Raw genomic sequence first — 17,757 nt, forward strand, 5'->3', positions numbered from 1 at the left:
GTCAAGCGGCCCGCCGGGCGTCCACGCCCGCCCGCAGCCGCCGGCTCGTGCCGCGCTCCCGGCCGTAGGCGTCGGCCCGTCCCCACCGGCCCGGCACGTCCAGCAGCTCGATCCGCCCGTAACCGGCCGGGACCGCCGGGTTCACCAGCAGGTTGGGGCCGCAGGGGCGCAGCCCCAGCATGGTCGAGAGCAGCATCAGCAGGCCCCCGGCGGCCCACGACTGCGGCCGCCCGGCATCCGGCATCTGCACCGGGTATTTGGTGACCCCGCGGGGGTAGCCGGCGAAGGCCTCCGGGATCGAGCCGCCGAGCGTCTCCGCCGCCGCGAACATGCCGGCGGCGATGTCGCCCGCCTCCGCCTCGTAGCCGTACCGCCGCAGGCCCGCCGCGACTATCGCGTTGTCCCACGGCCAGACCGCGCCGAGATGCGCGCCCACCGGGTTGTACGGCGTCTGCCCCTGGGCGTAGGTGCGGATGCCCCAGCCGGAGTACAGGTCCGGCCCGCGCAGGTGCCCGGCCAGCGAGTCGGCGCGTTCCGGCTCGACGATGCCGCTCCACAGCAGGTGGCCGAGGTGGGAGGTGAGCGCGTCGACGGGCTCGCCGTCCGGGGTGAGGGCCAGCGCGTAGTAGCCCCGGTTCGGCAGCCAGAAGTCCCTGTCGAACCGCTCCCGCAGCCGTGCCGCGTCGGCCTCCAGCCGGTCGGCGTAGCCCGGGTCGCCCCAGAACTCCCGCGCCAGCCGGGCGCCGCGGATCCGCGCGTCGTACGCGTACCCCTGAAGCTCACAGGTGGCGCGCGGGTACGGCGGCACGACGCCGTGCCGGTCGACCACCGAGTCCGGGGAGTTGCGCCAGGTCTGGTTGGCCACTCCGCTCGCCGTGTTGCGCGGGTGGTAACGCAGGTAGCCGTCGCCGCACAGGTCGCCGTAGCGGGTCAGCCAGTCCAGCGCCATCCGGGCCGGATGACGCAGCTCGTGGATCAGGTCGACGTCACCGGTCCAGCGCTCGTACTCGTCGAGCAGGATCACGAACAGCGGCGTGGTGTCGGCCGCGCCGTAGTAGAGCGCGGTGGGCTGCTCGTCGAACGCGGCCGCCTCGCCGTACCGCAGCTCGGCGAGGATCTTGCCGGGCTCCTCCTCGCGCAGGTCGTCGAGCCGGCCGCCCTGCAGCATCGCCAGCATGTGCAGCGTGGCCGGGGTCAGCTCGGGCGTGAACGGGAGCGTCTGGAGGCAGGTGATCAGCGCGTCCCGCCCGTACAGCGTCATCGCCCAGGGCAGCCCGCCGACCGGTACCCGGTCGACGTACGCCAGCGGCGTGTACCGCAGCGCGGCCAGGTCGTTCAGCGCCTGCCGGTAGGCGGCGGTCAGCGCCGGGCGGTCGGAGACCAGTTGCGGGGCCTGGTCGAGCCACCGCCGCAGGTCGTCGCGCATGTCCTGCCGGACCTGCTGCCGGTGGGAGTCGATGCTCGCCCGCAGGTCCCGCCCCCGGGCCCCCTTGATGATCATCTCGACGTGCAGGTCGACGTGCCACGCGCCCTGCGGCTCGACGCGGATCCGGAAGGTCATCCCGCTCCGGTCCACCTGCGCCGGGGCCGAGCTGGAGACGCACGTCCCCCGGGAGAACCGCCCGCGCTCGTACCGGATCCACAACCGCTGCCCGGCCGGATCGGGGACGATCGTCGGCCGGCGCGGGCCGGGACGCAGGATCTCCGACGTGTCGGCGAAGTCGCTGCCCATCTCCAGCCGCACCGTGTACTCGGCGGGCTCGGGTGAGTGGTTGAGCACCGTGATGCTCTCGTGGTACGCCTCGTCGATGAGGCGGTGCCGGATCACCGACACGTCGGCGTCCACATAGTGGCTGGCTGCGCCGGGCACCAGCACGAAACGGGTCTCGAAGTAGGTCAGGTCGTCGCGGGACAACGCGTTCAGCCGCTCGCCGTCGACGGTGAGCACCCAGTGGCTCAGGAACCGGGTGTCGAAGGAGAAGAGACCGATCGGCGCGCTGGGGTCGATCTCCATGTCGCCCTGCGCGTCACTGACCGCAAAGGCGTTTCCGGCGAGGACGTGGACCAGCTCCTGCTTCATCGGGCCACCGCCTGCCCGGCCGCCTCCCGGGGATGCCGGGCGTCCGGGTGCCCGGGGAAGATCCGGCGCAGCACCATCAGCAGCTTGAGGTCGCCCTCGACGGCGATGTCGTTGCGCAGCAGCGCGGCGGCCGGATGCAGGAGGCCCGCCGCCATCCGGTCGAACACCTCCCGGTCCGCGCGGACCACCAGGTCGGCGTCCGCGGAGAGCCGGTCCACCCGGACGTCCTGACGGTCGACGGTCAGGTACCAGTGCTCGGTGCGGCCGTCGTCGTGCAGGTCCAGGCGAATGGTGCCGCAGGTGGTCTCGGGCAGGTCGGGGTTCCGGCCGGCGGCGGCCCGGGTCAGGTGTTCCGCGGCCGAGACGCTCATCGGGCCTCCTCGTCGGTCGTCGCGGCCACCCGCCTGACGGCGCCGCCCGTGCCGCGAGGATCCCCCCGCCCCGGGTGAGGCGAACTCACCCGGTCCGGGTGAGCCGCGGCGGTGACCCGGCAGCGGCCGGACGGGCCCGCTGGGACGGGGCCGGGCGGCGCTCAGCCCAGGATGAGCCCGCGCACGTAGGCGGCTTGGCCGACGTGCTGGAAGTCGTCGTCGAGCACGCTCACCAGCCGCACCCCGAGCGTCACCGGCGGATCCCAGTTCTCGTCCACCACCCGGTCCAGGTCGGCCGGGCGCAGCCCGCGCAGGTAGTCCAGGCTCCGGTCCACCACCGCCCGGTGGTAGTCCAGCAGCACGCCGCCGTTCTCCGGGCGTACCGCGGCGATCTGCTCCGGGCCGTGCCCGAAGCCGGTGTCGGCGCGGTCGGGCCGCAGACCGCACCGCGCCGCCCAGTCGCCGCCGGCCCAGAGCTGTGGCTCGCCCATCACGTCGGCGACGTGGTCGTCCTGGATCCGGGTCAGGTGCCAGACCAGCCAGCCGACCGGGTTCGCCCCGTCGGCCGGCGCCCGCCGCAGCTGGGCCGCGTCGAGCCCGTCGAGCGCCCCGGCGACCAGATCGGGCAACCGCCCGTACGCCTCGATCAGCACATCCGTCGCGTCCACGCGCACCTCACTCCCCTGCCGTCTCGTGCGTCTTCCCGGGCAGTACCGCCCAGCGTGCCCGGCAAACCTCGTCGCGGGACCCGACATCTACTGTGATCGGGTGGTCGCGGCGCTGGAGCTGTATCTCGACACCGACGCCACCCGGCGGATCCGGGTGCTGTGGGACCTGCTCGAGTCCGACGGGGTGCCGAGCCTGCGGTCACTGCTGGCGCAGCGGCACCGCCCGCACGTCTCGCTCGCGGTGGCGCCCCGCCTGGACCCGCACCGCGTCGCCGAGGCACTCGCCGGAACCGTGGTGGCCGCGCCGCTACGGCTGGAGTTCCAGCACGCCGGGCAGTTCGTCGGCCGGGTGCTCTGGCTCGGTCTCGCGCCGACGCCCGAGCTGCTGGCGCACCACGCCGAGGTGCACGACCGGCTGGCCCGGGCCGGCGTCGAGGTGGTGGAGCACTACCGGCCGGGACGCTGGGTGCCGCACTGCACGCTGTCCATGCGGGTGCCGAACCCGCTGATGGGGGCGGCGGTGCGCCGGTGCCTGGAGGTGCTGCCGCTGACCGCGACGGTGGTCGGCGCGGCGGTGGCCGACCACGCCCGAGACATCTCCCACCCCCTCCCCTGACGCACTCTCCCACCAAGATCGACACCATCTCGGCGAGCTGGCCGCATCAGACCACCGTTGATGCAGCCACCTCCCCGAACTGGTGTCGATCATCGGGGTCGACCGCGCGCGGCGGCCAGCACAGCTACGCGGACAACAACCAGACCGCACCAACCAGACCGGAGCGCAGCCCACCTCCGACAACTCCACCGACCTGCCGGATCCACGGAACATGATCCACACCAGCTCGGCGAAGTGGCGGCATCCCGATCCAAGATCGACACCAGGTCGGGGAAGTGGGGGCATCAGACCACCGTTGATGCAGCCACCTCCCCGAACCGGTGTCGATCTTGGGCGGGTCACTGCGGGGTGAGGTCGAGGAGGAACGTCGGGTGGTCCGGCTGTGGGCACGGGTCGCCCCGACGACCGAGCCGCTCGCAGGCGCTGTGGCCGATGCTGCGGGACATGGGCGTCGGCGACTCACCGCCGCAGGTCCACCGACGCGCACCGCACCGTACGCCTGCACGCCGGTACGGCGTTCCGGACCGGCGACGTGACGGGGTGGGCCGTTCCTTTTTCACGGCGGTGCGCCGCCGGGCCGGCGGCCGGGCGGTTCTGCAGGCCGGTACGCGCGTTCCCCGCACAGTGCCCGACATCGGTTCAGGATGCGGGCGCGACAGCGTGGCGGGACCGGGTTTCGCGCCATCTGCGGCTGCCCTGACGATCGCGGCAAAACCGACGCAAGCTGGTAAAAGCGCAGGTCAGAGCCATTCTGGCCACCCGAGGACGTGCGGCTGGAGCGGCAGCGAAACACGTCGAAGGAGAGCCTCATGGCCGCACCCGTCGTCCGTTCCGTCACCCCCGACCAGACCGTCCTGCTGCCCGGGCAGTCGACCACCGTACGGGTCGACGCCTACCACCCCGACTCGCGGCTGCTGACGCTCGCCGGCCGGGTCAGCGACCCCACCGGCGTCACCTGGGACAGCCCGGTCCGGGTGGATCTGAGCGTGCCACTGACCGTCCAGCTCGCCAGCGCGTCGCCGGGGGTGACGGTCACACCCAGCAGCGCCGAACCGGGCCGCTTCACAGTCACCGTGCTGGCCGGCCGGGGCACGGTGACGCTGACCGCGACGGCGCGTGACGGCGCCGGCCGCACCGGCACGGGCACCACCACGCTGACCGTGCCGCTGCTGGTCGGGATGAGCGCCGAGAAGGGCGCGCGGACCCAGCGGGCGGTGGCCGACTACCCGGGCATCCGTTACATGCGCGACTTCGGCACTGACGGTCCGGACGCGGACACGCTGCCGGAGCTGCCCGCGCTCAACGCCGGCAAGTTCGCCGACGCGCCGTCGGCCGTCATGCACGTCAGCTGGAAGGACGACGTCGAGCAGTTGGCGAGCTGGCTCGACGGCGTGAGCCGCCCGATCTACCTGACCTGGTACCACGAGCCGATGGGCGACGTGGCGCCGGCGACGTACCGGGCGACGGCGAGCCGGGTGACCCAGATCGTGGCCGCGCACCGCAACCGGCGGTGGGTGCTCGGGCACGGCCCGATCGTGACCCGCTACTGGCTGGACGAGGGACGCGGCAACCCGACCGACTGGGGTTATCCGGGCATGACCCACTACGGCGTGGACTGCTACTCGCGGGACACGGCCGCGTACTGGCCCGCCTCGCGGATGTTCGGGGTGGCCTTCGGCAAGGTGCGCGCCGCGTACCCGGGCATCCGGCTGCTGGTCCCCGAGTACGGGCTGACCCGCGTCGCCACCGACACCACCGGCGCGGGCCGGGCGCGCACGATCCGGGACCACGTCACCTGGCTGCGCCAGCAGAACGACGTGGACGCGATCGCGTACTGGAACAACTGGGCCGAGTTCGAGCTGGGCGACCCGCCGCCGGAGGCCACGGCCTGGCGCGATCTCCAGGTGGGCCCGGCATAGACTGGGCCGATGAGGCGGAGTCGGTGACCAGCGGGAGCGTGTCGTACCCGGGCTACACCCATGGCTGCCTCGCCTACGACGACCCGGCCGCGCTGCGCGCGCTGACGGTCGAGCAGGTCAGCGCCGGTCTCGCCGCCGGTGAGCAGGTCTGGGTGGTCTGTCCGGAGGATCGTGCCACTGTCACCGGCTGGCTGGCCTCGGTTCCCGGTCTCGACGCCGCGCGCCGGCGGGACGCGCTACGGCTGGTTCCCGTCGGCGAGGCGTACCGGCACGACGAGATCGTCGACCCCAACCGGCAGGTCGGGGCGTACGTGCGGGCCACCACCGAGGCGCTGACCGCCGGGCACACCGGCCTGCGGGTGCTGGCCGAGGCGACGAGCTTGGTCCGCACCCCGGCCCAGCGGGACGCCTTCGCCCGTTACGAGCACCGCATCGACCACTGGATGCGGCACCGGCCGATGTCGGCGATCTGCGCCTACGACCGCCGGCAGCTCGGCGACGCGGCAATCGCCGAGCTGGCCTGCCTGCACCCGGTGACGAACGCGGACGTGCTGTTCCGGCTGCACGCCGGCGACGGCGACTCGGTGGTGGCGCTGGCCGGCGAGCTGGACCCGACCAACCACCGGGACTTCGCCGCCGCGCTGGAGCGGGCCGACCCGCGGCCGGTGGCGGGCCGGGTCGTGTTCGACGCCGCCGAGCTGCGTTTCGTGGATCACCGCAGCCTGCTGCACCTGCGTGACCACGCCCGCCGCCACGACGCCGTCGCGGTGCTGCGCACCCCGCACCGGACCCCGGCCCGGCTGGTCGAGCTGCTCGGCCTGACCGGGGTACGGGTGGAGGTGCTCGGATGAGGAGCGGCGCGGCCTCCGGTCACGTGGGCTACTTCCACGAGGCGTTCGTCTACGACTCCGACGAGGAGCTGCTGGCGGTGGCGCTGCCGTTCCTGCTGGACGGGGTCGCGGCCGGCGAGCCGACGGCGGTGAATCTGGACGAGCGCAACGCGGAGCTGGTGCGCCGGGCGCTGCCCACCGGCGCCGAGGTCACGTTCCTGCCGGTCGGGGACCTCTACGCCCGGCCCAGCGTCGCGCTGCGCTCCTACCGGGAACTGCTCGCGTCTTACGTGGCGGCGGGCGCGGCGCAGATCCGGATGGTCGGCCAGCTGCCGCCGGTGCTGCTCGGCTCGACCTGGGACTGGTGGGCCCGCTACGAGTCGGCCATCAACCACGTCTACGACGACTTCCCGCTCTGGGGCATCTGCGCCTACGACCGCCGCAGCACCCCGTCGCACGTGCTGGCGGACGTGGCGCGTACCCACCCCCGGGTGGCGCGGCCGGACGGCGGGCACGAGACGGCCGATCTCTACACCGACCCGATGAGCTACCTGACCGAGCCCCGCCCGGTGCCGCTGGACCCGGTGCAGCGGACGACGCCGCTGGTCGAGCTGATCGACCCGACGCCGGCCCGGGCCCGGGCGGAGGTGCGTGCCGCCGACGACGGCCTGCTCGCGCCGGACAGCGCCGACGGGCTGGTCATCGCGGTGAGCGAGGTGGTGAGCAACGCGCTGCGGCACGGCGAGCCGCCGGTGCGGATGCGGCTGTGGCGCGCGCCCGACCGGATCGTGGTCACCGTCCACGACCGGGGCCCCGGGCCGAAGGATCCGTACGCCGGACTGTTGCCGGCCGGTGATGGCTCCGACGGCGGGTTGGGTCTCTGGATCAGCCACCAGAGTTGCGACCACGTGACGCACCACCGCGACGCGGGCGGCTTCACCATCCGTCTGACGGCGGGGAACCCGCACTTCCCGGTCTGACCGCGACGCCGGTCGGCCGGGCAGGGGCGGGGCGGGGCGAGACGCGCGCGCGGACGCGGTACCGTAGCGCCTCATCGTGCCCTGCGGGGCGGTCATCCGCCGGCCTGGCGCTGGCGAACCGACGGAGGATGGCGCATGTCCAACGGCGACGATCCGTTCGCACCCCACGACGACGTGTCCGCGCGCCCGCGCTTCGATCCGGCGCTGCGCGGCTACGACAAACGTCAGGTGGACCGGTACGTCGAGCAGGTCGACGCCGAGGTCAGCGCGCTCACCGCCGCGCGGGACCGGGCGTACGCGCAGGTGCGTGACCTGACCGCGCAGGCGCAGCGGGCGCAGGCCGAGGCGGCCGAGTTGCGCGAGCGTCCGGCGGCGGCGGTGGACCGGGCGTCCTTCCGGGACCTCGGCCCGATGGTCGACCAGATCCTGGACCTGGCCGAGAAGCAGGCCGGGCAGATCACCGACGTGGCCACCCGGCGCGCGGAGGAGTTCCAGGCGCAGGCGGAGAAGCTGCTGGCCGCGGCGCAGGAGCAGGCCGCGCGGGAGCGGCGCGAGCTGGACGAGGAACTGTCCGCGCGCCGGGCCGAGCAGGAGCGGGTGGACGAGGAGCGGCTGGCCGCGGCGCAGGCGGAGCTGGCCGCCGTGCGGGAGCTGGCGGAGAAGCTGCGCGTCGAGGGGCAGGCCGCGCACGACCGGGCCCAGCAGGAGGCGAAGCGAATCACCGAGCAGAGCGCGCAGCAGGTCGAGCAGGCGCGTTCGGCGTCCGAGGCGCTGGTGAAGGCCGCGCGGACGCAGATCCAGCAGGAGGTCCAGGCCAACCGCAGCAAGGCCCAGCAGGAGCTGGCCCAGTGGCAGGCCACGATGGCCAAGGAGCTGGACGAGCGGCGGGCCGCCGCCGAGCAGGAGCTGGCCGACCGGGCCGCCGCCGCGGAGAAGGACATCGCCGCGCTGGTCGCCGAGGCGCAGCAGTACGCCACGGAGGTCCGGGAGCGGGCCGACGAGGAGACGACGGCGCACCAGGAGCAGCTCGCCGGCGTGCAGCGGGAGATCCAGCAGCGGCAGGAGACGCTGACCGGGCTCAAGGCGGAGCTGGAGACGGTCTCCCGGAAGCTGGAGGAGACCCGCCGGGAGATCGGCACGATCGAGCGCAGCGGCGCGGAGCTGGAGGAGCGGCTGGTCGGCGTACGCCGGGAGCTGGCCGCCGAGAGCAGGCGGCTCGACGAGGCGCGGCGCGCGGCGGACCTGGCCGAGCAGCACGCCAAGGAGACCCGGGCCCGGGTGCAGCGGGAGGCCAAGCGGGTCGCCGACCTCGCCGCGGCGGCGGTCATGGCGGCGGCTGCGGGCGGTGGGGAGACCGCCGAGTACCCGCAGGTGTCGGCGCGTCCGGCGGTCACCGTCGCGCCCGACGCGGCGCCGCGGACCGGGGACGGGCGGACCGGGGACGGGCGGACCGAGCCGGACGCGGCCGAGCCGGAGCAGCCCGTCGTGGAGCCGTTCGTCGAGCGGCTGGACGGGCCGAGCTTCGACGCGTTCGCGGTCCGCACGCCGGCTCCGCGCGGGGCGCCCGAGGTGGAGACCACGGGTACGGACAACGGCGTGCCGGCTACCGCCTGAGCGATCGGCGCCACCGGTCCGGGCCGGGCCGGTGGCGCCGCATCTTGCCCATCGACCTTGCTCTATGCAAATATTTGGATCGATCTGCTGGTGCATCTCGATCTTTATTCGGGGGTTGACGGGTATGCGGAAGATCTCCTCCATCGGCGCCGCCGTCGTCCTGACCGTCGCCACGGCGGGCGCCGTGGTGACCGGTACGGCCGGACCGGCGAGCGCCGGGTGCAGCCACTCGCACTCCAACGTCGACAGCAAGTTCGGCCAGCTGTTCAACGCCACGAACGTCAACATCCGCACCGGCCCGCACACCACCTGCGCCTCGCTCGGGTACGGGCAGCTCAACCACAACGTCGACTTCCACTGCTTCGCCAGCGGCGACCGGGTCACCGCTGGCGGCAAGACCACCTACACGTGGACGTACCTGCGGGACGTCACCACAGGTGTCTCCGGCTGGGTCGCCGACGCGCTGCTGGACAACCTCGGCGGCAACGTCGCCTGCTGAAGACGGGCGGATCGAGCCGTACGTCACCCACCGGATCCCGGTCGGTGACGGCCACGTCCTGTACGTGGAGGAGGTGGGCCGGCCGGACGGCGTACCCGTGGTGTTCCTGCACGGCGGGCCCGGCGGCGGCCTGGTGCCGGCCGCGCGCCGGTTCTTCGATCCGGAGCGCTACCGGGCCGTGCTGTTCGACCAGCGGGGGGCCGGCCGCAGCACCCCGCACGGCGAGGTGCGCGCCAACACCACCTGGCATCTGGTGGACGACCTGGAGACGATCCGGCGGCGGCTGGGCATCGGCTCGTGGCTGGTGTTCGGCGGGTCGTGGGGCACCACGCTCGGCCTGGCGTACGCGCAGGCGCACCCGCAGCGGGTCACCGGCCTGGTCCTGCGCGGCGTGCTGCTCCTGCGCCGCGCCGAGCGGGACTGGTTCTACCAGGGCGGACTGCGGCATCTCCAGCCCGAGGAGTGGGAACGGTTCGTCGCCCCGGTCCCGCCGGGCGAGCGCGACGACGTGCTGGCCGCGTACCACAGGCGGCTGCACGGCCCGGACGAGGCGCAGGCCCGGGTCTGGGCGCGAGCCTGGGGACGCTGGGAGGCGGTCAACTCGTCGCTGTGCCCCGACCCGGAGCTGCTCGCCCACTTCACCGCCGACGAGCACGCGCTGCCGGTGGCCCGGATCCTGTCGCACTACGCCGTGCACGGCGGCTTCCTCACCGAGGGCCAGCTGCTCGACGGCGTGGAGCGGATCCGCCACCTGCCCGCGGTGATCGTCAACGGCCGGTACGACCTGTGCTGCCCGCCGGTGTCCGCGTACGACCTGGCCCGCCGGTGGCCGGAGGCGACGTTGCGGATCGTGCCCGGTGCCGGGCACTCCGCGGCCGAGCCGGCGATCGCCCGCGAGGTGCTGCGCGCGCTCGACGAGGTGACCGCGAGGGTCGAGAGCCCGGCCGGCGAGCCTGGTCATGGCGAGCCTGGTCATCCGGAAGCGCCGCTGGCAGGATCGGCCGGGTGACGGGTGGGCTGTACGCGGTCAGCGACCTCCATGTGTCGTACGCGGAGAACCGCGCGGTGGTGGACGGCCTGCGACCGGAGACGGCGGACGACTGGCTGATCGTGGCCGGCGACGTGGGCGAGGTCTTCGCCGACATCGAGCGGACGCTGCGGCTGCTGCGCGACCGGTTCGCGACAGTGGTGTGGGCGCCGGGCAACCACGAGCTGTGGACCCACCCCAACGACCCGGTGACGTTGCGCGGGGTGGCCCGCTACGACGCCCTCGTCGCGATGTGCCGCGAGCTGGGCGTGCTGACCCCGGAGGACGAGTACGCGGTGTGGCGGGGCGACGGCGGCCCGGTCACCGTGGCGCCGCTGTTCGTGCTCTACGACTACTCGTTCCGCGCGCCCGGCACCACCACCAAGGAGGAGTCGCTGCGCGTGGCGTACGACGCCGGTGTGGTGTGCACCGACGAGATGCTGCTGCACCCCGACCCGTACCCGGATCGGGAGTCCTGGTGCGCGGCGCGGCTGGAGGCGACCCGGCGGCGGCTGGAGGCCACCGACCCGGCGCTGCCGACGGTGCTGGTCAGCCACTGGCCGCTGGTGCGCCAGCCCACCGAGGTGCTCTGGTTCCCGGAGTTCGCGCAGTGGTGCGGCACCGACCGGACGGCCGACTGGCACGTGCGGCACCGCGCCGCCGTCGCCGTCTACGGCCACCTGCACATCCCGCGCACCACCCACTACGACGGGGTGCGGTTCGAGGAGGTGTCGCTGGGCTACCCGCGCGAATGGCGGCGTCGCGGCGGCGAGCCGGCGCCGATGAAGCGGATCCTCTGACGTCCTGGACGGCCGCTGGCTGCTCACCGGCGTGACGGTGCCACGCCGGTCCTGACCAGTGATTCCGCGATTGTTCCGGTTTGCCCGCCCTCAGCTGGGGTACGGCCGAAGGGGCCTGGACATTTAGCTGTAGGAGGACAGGTCCTGATGGAATCCAGCAAGCCCGCCCAGATCGTCAAGGGTGTCGTCGAAGCCGCCGTCGAGAAGGTCGGCGACGCGCTGACTCCGGACGTGCCGGGCGCTCCCGGCAGCGCGCCACCACCGCTGGAGGAGCCGACCACGCCGCACGGGCCGCTGCCGCCCAAGGCCGAGCAGGGCGCGCCGGACACCCGGACCCCGACCGGCGCCGAGACCGGCGTACCGAAGATCGCCAAGGGGCAGCAGGGCGCGTACCTCACCACTGCCAACGGCGCCCGGCTGCGCGACACCGACCACTCGCTCAAGGCCGGTCCGCGCGGCCCGGTCCTGCTCCAGGATCACCACCTGCGGGAGAAGATCACCCACTTCGACCACGAGCGGATCCCGGAGCGGGTGGTGCACGCCCGGGGCGCTGGTGCGCACGGCACGTTCGTCGCCAACGGCGCCGCCGAGAAGGTCACCCGCGCCGGTTTCCTCAAGCAGGGGCGCGAGACGCCGGTCTTCGTCCGCTTCTCCACCGTGCTGGGCTCGCGCGGGTCGGCCGACACGGTCCGCGACACCCGCGGCTTCGCCACCAAGTTCTACACCGACGAGGGCACGTTCGACCTGGTCGGCAACAACATGCCGGTGTTCTTCATCCAGGACGCGATCAAGTTCCCGGACGTCATCCACGCCGGCAAGCCGCACCCGGACCGGGAGATCCCGCAGGCGCAGAGCGCGCACGACACGTTCTGGGACTTCGTCTCGCTGCACACCGAGGCGCAGCACCACACCATCTGGAACATGTCCGACCGGGGCATCCCGCGGTCCTACCGGACCATGGAGGGCTTCGGCGTGCACACGTTCCGACTGGTCGACGAGGCCGGCGCGACCGTGCTGGCCAAGTTCCACTGGAAGCCGAAGCTCGGCGTGCACTCCCTCACCTGGGAAGAGGCCCAGATGATCAGCGGCATGGACCCGGACTTCCACCGCCGCGACCTGTACGACGCCATCGAGGCCGGCGCGTTCCCCGAGTGGGAGCTGGGCATCCAGGTCTTCCCGGACACCCCGGAGGAGACGTTCGCCGGGATCGACCTGCTCGACCCGACGAAGATCGTGCCGGAGGAGCTGGCGCCGGTACAGGCGATCGGCACCCTCACCCTCAACAAGACGCCGCGCAACTTCTTCGCCGAGACCGAGCAGGTGGCGTTCCACGTCGGACACCTGCCGCCGGGCCTCGACGTCACGAACGACCCGCTGATGCAGGGCCGCCTCTTCTCGTACGTGGACACGCAGCTCACCCGCCTGGGCGGGCCGAACTTCACCCAGATCCCGATCAACCGGCCGCACGCCGACGTCAACGACATGCTGCGGGACGGCTTCCACCAGCACGCGGTGCACGCGGGCGTGGCGCCGTACCGGCCGAACTCGCTCGACGGCGGCAACCCGTTCCCGGCCGGCGACCGGGAGCACGCGTTCGTGGACACGCCGGTGACGGTGGCCGAGGCGCCGAAGGTGCGGGCCGCGCCGGCCTCCTTCGACGACCACTACAGCCAGGTACGCCTGTTCTGGCAGAGCATGTCGCCGGTGGAGAAGGAGCACATCATCCGGGCGTACACGTTCGAGCTGGGCAAGTGCTACCACCAGGCGATCAAGGAGCGGCAGCTCCAGTGCCTGGCCAACGTCGACCCGGTGCTGTGCGAGCAGGTCGCGACCGGTCTGGGCCTGCCGGTGCCGCAGCCCACCGTGCCGCTCGCCGAGGTGCAGCCCAGCCCGGCGCTGTCCCAGGTGGGCCGGGAGTGGCCGGCCGACGGCCGGATGGTCGGCATCGTGGTTGACGCCCGGGCCGACCTGGGCGACGTGCACGAGGTACGCCGGGAGGTGTTCGCCGCCGGCATGGTGCCGCTGCTGATCGCCGCGCACGGCGGCACCGTCGACGGGCTGCCGGTGCAGCGCACGTTCGCCACCGGCCGCTCGGTCGAGTTCGACGCGGTGCTGCTGGCCGGCGCTCCGGCCCCGGCGCCGGACGCGCTGCCGGCCCGCGACGCCAAGGCCGGCGCGGCGGGCTCGGCCACCGTCGACCCGCGGGTGCTGCTGCTGGTCGAGGAGGCGTGGCGGCACGCCAAGGTGATCGGCGCCTGGGGCGCGGGCGCCGAGGTGCTGAACCAGGCCGGTGTCACCGGCACGCCGGGCGTGGTCACCGGTGGCTCCGGCGCCGAGGTGCTCGCCGAGGTGCAGCGGCTGATGGCGGCGCACCGGGTCTGGGAGAGGTTCCCGGCCTCGGTCGCCTGATCCCGAGTCGCGCGTGGGGCGGTCCCGGACGGGGCCGCCCCACGCTGTGCGTACGGCCCGGTCCGGCGGGGACCGGCCTCACCAGCGGTTGCGGGCCTCCTCGGCCCAGCCGACCAGGCCGTCCAGGTCCACGCGCCCGCCGTCGTCGGTAGCGGCCCAGCCGGTGAAGTGCCCGAAGCACTGGTGGGTCTCCCCGGCCAGCACGAGCAGGTTGGTGCGCGCCACCCGCTCGTGGAACGGGTGGAACGTGACGTCCACCCGGTCGCCGGTGATCCGCCACGGCCGCAGCCAGTCGGCGCGGTCGTACTCCCAGGTCAGGTCCGCGCCGATCTTGTGCAGCCGCCCGTCGACGAAGACCGCGTTCTCGGTCGAGCCGGTGCCGTCGGTCCACTTGCCGCCTAGCTGGATCGACCGGCCCGGACCGCTGCCGGCCGCCCAGTTCCACCGCACCGCGTACCGCCACTTGCCCCGGCCGTGGTCGAGCGCCGCGTACGACCCCTCCCCCACCGGGTACGCCGTGCCGTCCACGGTGATCGTGCCGTGCACCGGACGGCCGATGTCCTTGACCGTGTACTGGAACCGGCGGGTGCTCCACGGCACCACCACGCCGAGCGACTCGTGGCCGGGCGGCAACGGCACGGTCAGGTCCACCTCGACGCCGGGCGCGCTGGCGCGCAGCGTACTGCCGTCGGGGCCCTGGTCCACGGCGATGGTGAGGTTCCCGCCGCGGGCCCGGACCGGGCCGGCGCCGCTGACCGGCGGCAGCACGGTGCCCCGGGCGAACGGCACCACCGCCTCCGCCGTGGTCTCCCGGCCGGTGCTCCGGTCGAGCAGGTAGAGGCTCTGCACCCCGGCGTAGTCGAGCGACGACGCGACCAGGCCGAGGATGTGCGTCGGCGTGACCACGCCCCAGTGCTCCCACCGCTTGGCCCGGCCCCAGCCGCGCAGGTTCGCCCGGTGCAGCGGCCGGCGGCTCCAGCCGACCGCGTCCGGGTTCAGCCGCCCGGCCGGCCGGCACAGGTCGACCGGCTCGGTGATCTCCCGCTCATGCGTCATCGCCGCAGGCTACCGGCGGCGACGCGGGCCCGGCGGGCGGCCTCGTCAGCCGTCCCGCCGGGCAGTCACGTCAGCGGCCCTGCTTGGCGCGGCAGATCTCCACCGGCACCGCCGGGGCGCCGTCGACCGGCGCCGGGTCCTCCGGGGTGGGCGCGATGCCGCCGGCCGAGATGCGGTCCAGCGTGGCCAGCCCGGCCGCGTCGACCTGACCGAACACCGTGTAGTTCGGGCGCAGCGCCGAGTCGGCCTGGACCAGGAAGAACTGGCTGCCGTTGGTGTCCGGGCCGGCGTTGGCCATGGCCAGCGTGCCGCGCGCGTACAGGCGGCGTACGCCGGTCGGGTCGGTCGGCGCGGGCGGCAGGTCGGTGGGCAGCTCGTCGCGGTAGCGGTAGCCCGGGCCGCCCTCGCCGGTGCCGGACGGGTCGCCGCACTGCAGCACGGTCAGCGTCGGGTACGCGGTGAGCCGGTGGCAGGGCGTCCGGTCGTAGAAGCGCTTACGGACCAGGTGCAGGAAGCTCTGCACCGTGCACGGCGCCTGCTCGCGGTCCAGCGTCAACCCGATCGGCCCCTGGTTGGTGCGCAGCGTGACCCGCACGGTGCCCCGGTCCGGCGTGCGGCGCGGGTCCGGCGGCAGCGGCACCGGACGGGCGGCCGGCTCGTCCGGCGTGGGCGTGTACGCGCACGGCCCCTTCGTCGGCGCCGGGTCGGCGGCGGGCGCCGCGGTCGCGGCGACACCTGCGGCGGCGACGATCGTCGCGGCGGCCACGCTCACCCCGGCGAGGCGGGCCAGCAGGGGTAATGCGGCGTGCGTTCGGGTTTCGCTCGACACGGTGGTCCTCCCTGGACTCGTGGTACCAGAACGACCGGAGTCTATGGATCGGGTGGGGTGATGTCGACGCGCACGCCTCACGGGTCGCCGGGAAAGTCGGTTGCCCGCCCGCGCCACCTCCGCGAGGCTGAGCGGCATGACGTTCTGACGGATCACACCCCGCCCGCAGGCCCCTCCTCGCCGCCTGCCGTTCCCCGGCCTCTCTCTTTCCGCAGAAACGAGCGTCTGTGTCCGCGTACCCCTCCGGGCGGGCCGTCGTGCCCGCCACCGTCTCCGTCTTCTCCTCCCCCGGCAGCTGGATCGAGTCCGCCGCGCTCGACCAGTGCCGTCAGGTCGCCGCCCTGGACGGCATGGCGCACGTCGCCGCCATGCCCGACCTGCACCCCGGCAAGGGCGCGCCGATCGGCGCGGCGATGTCCTCCACGGTGCTGTATCCGTTCCTGGTCGGCTCCGACATCGGGTGCGGCATCGCGGTGTTCCCGATAGCGCTGCGCCGGGTCGTACCGGAACGGCTCGCGGCCCGGTTCCCCGACCTGGACCGGGCGCTCGACCCGGACGACGACGACCCGGCGTGGTCGGTGCTGGACGGCGACATCCCGGCCGGGCACCTCGACGGGCTCGGCACCGTCGGGCGCGGCAACCACTTCGTCGAACTGGCCCGCGTCGGGCCGATCCTCGCGGCGGAGCACGCCACGCGGCTCGGGCTGGACGCCGGTGACCTGGTGCTCGTGGTGCACTCCGGATCACGTGGGCTGGGCGAACGGATCCTGCGCGAGCACACCGAGACGCACGGCGCCGGTCCCGCGCCCGCCCCGGACGCCTACCTGGCCCGGCACGACGCGGCGGTGCGCTGGGGGTCGCTCAACCGGCGGCTGCTGGCCGCGCGGGTCGCGTACGCGCTCGGCGCCGAACCCACCGAGCCGGTCGTCGACCAGTGCCACAACCTGGTCGAGATCCGCGACGGGCGCTACCTGCACCGCAAGGGCGCGGCGCCGGGCGACGGGCGGGACGTGCTGATCGCCGGCACCCGTGGCACGCCCTCCTATCTGGTGGCCGCGCACGCCGGGCCGGACGCCGGCTACTCGGTGGCGCACGGCGCCGGGCGCAAGATGTCGCGCGCCGACGCGCTGCGCCGGGGCCGGGCCAAGCACACCGTCGAGGAACTGCGGCGTACGCCGGTCGGCTCGATAGTGGTGTGCGGCGACCGGCAGTTGCTGTTCGAGGAGGCGCCCACCGCGTACAAGCGCATCGAGCAGGTCGTCGGCGACCTGGTGACGCACGACCTCGCCACCCCGGTCACCACCACGGTTCCGCTCGTCACCTACAAGACGCCGGACGTGGGCCGCAAGGGCCGCCGGTGACCGAGCTGCTGCTGTCCGCCGGACGCGGACCCGCCGAGTGCGCGTGGGCGCTCGCCCGGCTGCTGTCCCGCCTGGAGGCCGAGGCGGCCCGGCGGGGCCTGCGTACCGCGCGGGTCGAGACGGTGACCGGCGACCGGGCCGGCACCTACCGGTCGGTGCTGGTCCGGATCACCGGCGCCGGGGCCGAGGCGTTCGCGGCCGGGTGGACCGGCACGCTCTGCTGGCAGGCGCCCAGCCCGTACCGGACCGGCCACGGGCGCAAGAACTGGTACGTCACCGCGCGCCCGTGCCGGACCGACGTTGTGGTCACGCCGTTCCACGAGGCGGACGTCCAGTTCGTGCCGTGCCGCACCGGCGGGCCGGGCGGCCAGCACCGCAATAAGGCCAGCACCGCCGTCCGGGCCACGCACCGCCCGTCCGGCCGGACCGTGGTGGTGGACACCGAACGGCACCTGCACCTCAACCGCCGGATCGCGGTCGAGCTGCTGCGGCAGCGGATCGCCGCCGACGACGACGCGGCCCGGCGCGCGGGCGTCGACGCCCGCTGGCGGATCCACGACGACCTCGTGCGCGGCGACCCGGTACGGGTGGAGCGGCCCTGACGCGGCCCGATCCGACGTCGCTGACCGGCCCGGCTACCGTGGTCGCGGCGACCGGGCGGCCCCGGCCCGCCGCGGCGCGAGCGCGAGGAGGACGGA

The 17,757-nt window shown here is 74.0% G+C and carries 16 protein-coding genes; 11 read left to right on the top strand and 5 right to left on the bottom strand.

Going from position 1 to position 17,757, the window contains the following annotated elements:
* Position 1: 1 nt before the first annotated feature.
* From KBX43_RS16770 to KBX43_RS16780, 3 genes are all read right to left on the bottom strand, one after another.
* The gene (locus tag KBX43_RS16770) at positions 2-2,080 is read right to left on the bottom strand and encodes a glycogen debranching N-terminal domain-containing protein (RefSeq protein WP_209961031.1); all 2,079 of its coding nucleotides are present in this window, start codon (positions 2,078-2,080) and stop codon (positions 2-4) included.
* Positions 2,077-2,451, bottom strand: a complete 375-nt coding sequence (locus tag KBX43_RS16775; protein ID WP_064447459.1) for an SCP2 sterol-binding domain-containing protein — start codon at positions 2,449-2,451, stop codon at positions 2,077-2,079. Before KBX43_RS16775 ends, KBX43_RS16770 begins: the two co-directional genes overlap by 4 nt.
* A 161-nt stretch (positions 2,452-2,612) precedes the next feature.
* The gene (locus KBX43_RS16780) at positions 2,613-3,119 is read right to left on the bottom strand and encodes a DinB family protein (RefSeq protein ID WP_043330388.1); all 507 of its coding nucleotides are present in this window, start codon (positions 3,117-3,119) and stop codon (positions 2,613-2,615) included.
* A 100-nt stretch (positions 3,120-3,219) separates the two neighbouring features.
* On the opposite strand from KBX43_RS16780, the gene KBX43_RS16785 reads away from it, so the two are divergent.
* The 9 genes from KBX43_RS16785 (at position 3,220) to KBX43_RS16825 (ending at position 13,813) form a co-directional block, all read left to right on the top strand.
* Entirely contained in the window at positions 3,220-3,735 is a 516-nt protein-coding gene (locus KBX43_RS16785; protein ID WP_043325134.1) for a 2'-5' RNA ligase family protein, read from the top strand.
* 809 nt (positions 3,736-4,544) lie between these two features.
* Positions 4,545-5,654, top strand: coding sequence for a hypothetical protein (locus KBX43_RS16790; RefSeq protein WP_043330389.1), 1,110 nt, complete (start codon positions 4,545-4,547; stop codon positions 5,652-5,654).
* A 23-nt stretch (positions 5,655-5,677) separates the two neighbouring features.
* Positions 5,678-6,505 (top strand): MEDS domain-containing protein, encoded by an 828-nt coding sequence (locus KBX43_RS16795; protein WP_043325135.1) that lies wholly within the window; start codon positions 5,678-5,680, stop codon positions 6,503-6,505.
* Complete coding sequence (locus KBX43_RS16800; RefSeq protein WP_043325136.1) at positions 6,502-7,464, top strand: anti-sigma factor RsbA family regulatory protein; 963 nt, start codon at positions 6,502-6,504, stop codon at positions 7,462-7,464. Before KBX43_RS16795 ends, KBX43_RS16800 begins: the two co-directional genes overlap by 4 nt.
* Positions 7,465-7,599: 135 nt before the next feature.
* Positions 7,600-9,078, top strand: a complete 1,479-nt coding sequence (locus tag KBX43_RS16805; RefSeq protein WP_064447457.1) for a hypothetical protein — start codon at positions 7,600-7,602, stop codon at positions 9,076-9,078.
* Between the two features lie 124 nt (positions 9,079-9,202).
* A complete protein-coding gene (locus KBX43_RS16810) occupies positions 9,203-9,577 on the top strand; it encodes a hypothetical protein (protein ID WP_064447456.1) in 375 nt (124 codons plus the stop codon).
* Between the two features lie 64 nt (positions 9,578-9,641).
* Positions 9,642-10,586, top strand: coding sequence for a prolyl aminopeptidase (gene pip / locus KBX43_RS16815; RefSeq protein WP_374226010.1), 945 nt, complete (start codon positions 9,642-9,644; stop codon positions 10,584-10,586).
* Positions 10,583-11,404: a metallophosphoesterase gene (locus KBX43_RS16820; RefSeq protein WP_069089967.1), complete on the top strand. Its 822-nt coding sequence runs from the start codon at positions 10,583-10,585 to the stop codon at positions 11,402-11,404. The genes pip and KBX43_RS16820 overlap by 4 nt, the downstream gene beginning before the upstream one ends.
* 147 nt (positions 11,405-11,551) lie before the next feature.
* Positions 11,552-13,813 carry a catalase gene (locus KBX43_RS16825; RefSeq protein WP_210885369.1) on the top strand — a complete coding sequence of 754 codons (2,262 nt, stop codon included), beginning with the start codon at positions 11,552-11,554 and terminating at the stop codon, positions 13,811-13,813.
* A gap of 78 nt (positions 13,814-13,891) precedes the next feature.
* Here the strand turns inward: KBX43_RS16825 and KBX43_RS16830 are convergent, their stop codons facing one another.
* A complete protein-coding gene (locus KBX43_RS16830) occupies positions 13,892-14,869 on the bottom strand; it encodes a DUF2804 domain-containing protein (protein ID WP_210885372.1) in 978 nt (325 codons plus the stop codon).
* A gap of 70 nt (positions 14,870-14,939) precedes the next feature.
* Positions 14,940-15,698, bottom strand: a complete 759-nt coding sequence (locus tag KBX43_RS16835) for a peptidylprolyl isomerase (protein WP_013474698.1) — start codon at positions 15,696-15,698, stop codon at positions 14,940-14,942.
* A 227-nt stretch (positions 15,699-15,925) separates the two neighbouring features.
* Between KBX43_RS16835 and KBX43_RS16840 the strand changes: the two genes are divergently transcribed.
* Together KBX43_RS16840 and prfH are read left to right on the top strand one after the other, a co-directional pair.
* The gene (locus KBX43_RS16840) at positions 15,926-17,059 is read left to right on the top strand and encodes an RNA ligase RtcB family protein (RefSeq protein WP_210885375.1); all 1,134 of its coding nucleotides are present in this window, start codon (positions 15,926-15,928) and stop codon (positions 17,057-17,059) included.
* The gene (prfH, locus tag KBX43_RS16845; RefSeq protein WP_210885378.1) at positions 17,056-17,661 is read left to right on the top strand and encodes a peptide chain release factor H; all 606 of its coding nucleotides are present in this window, start codon (positions 17,056-17,058) and stop codon (positions 17,659-17,661) included. The genes KBX43_RS16840 and prfH overlap by 4 nt, the downstream gene beginning before the upstream one ends.
* Positions 17,662-17,757: the final 96 nt, after the last annotated feature.

Origin of the sequence: Micromonospora sp. C41, from assembly GCF_018070485.1 — a bacterium.
Taxonomy (GTDB): Bacteria; Actinomycetota; Actinomycetes; order Mycobacteriales; family Micromonosporaceae; genus Micromonospora; species Micromonospora chalcea.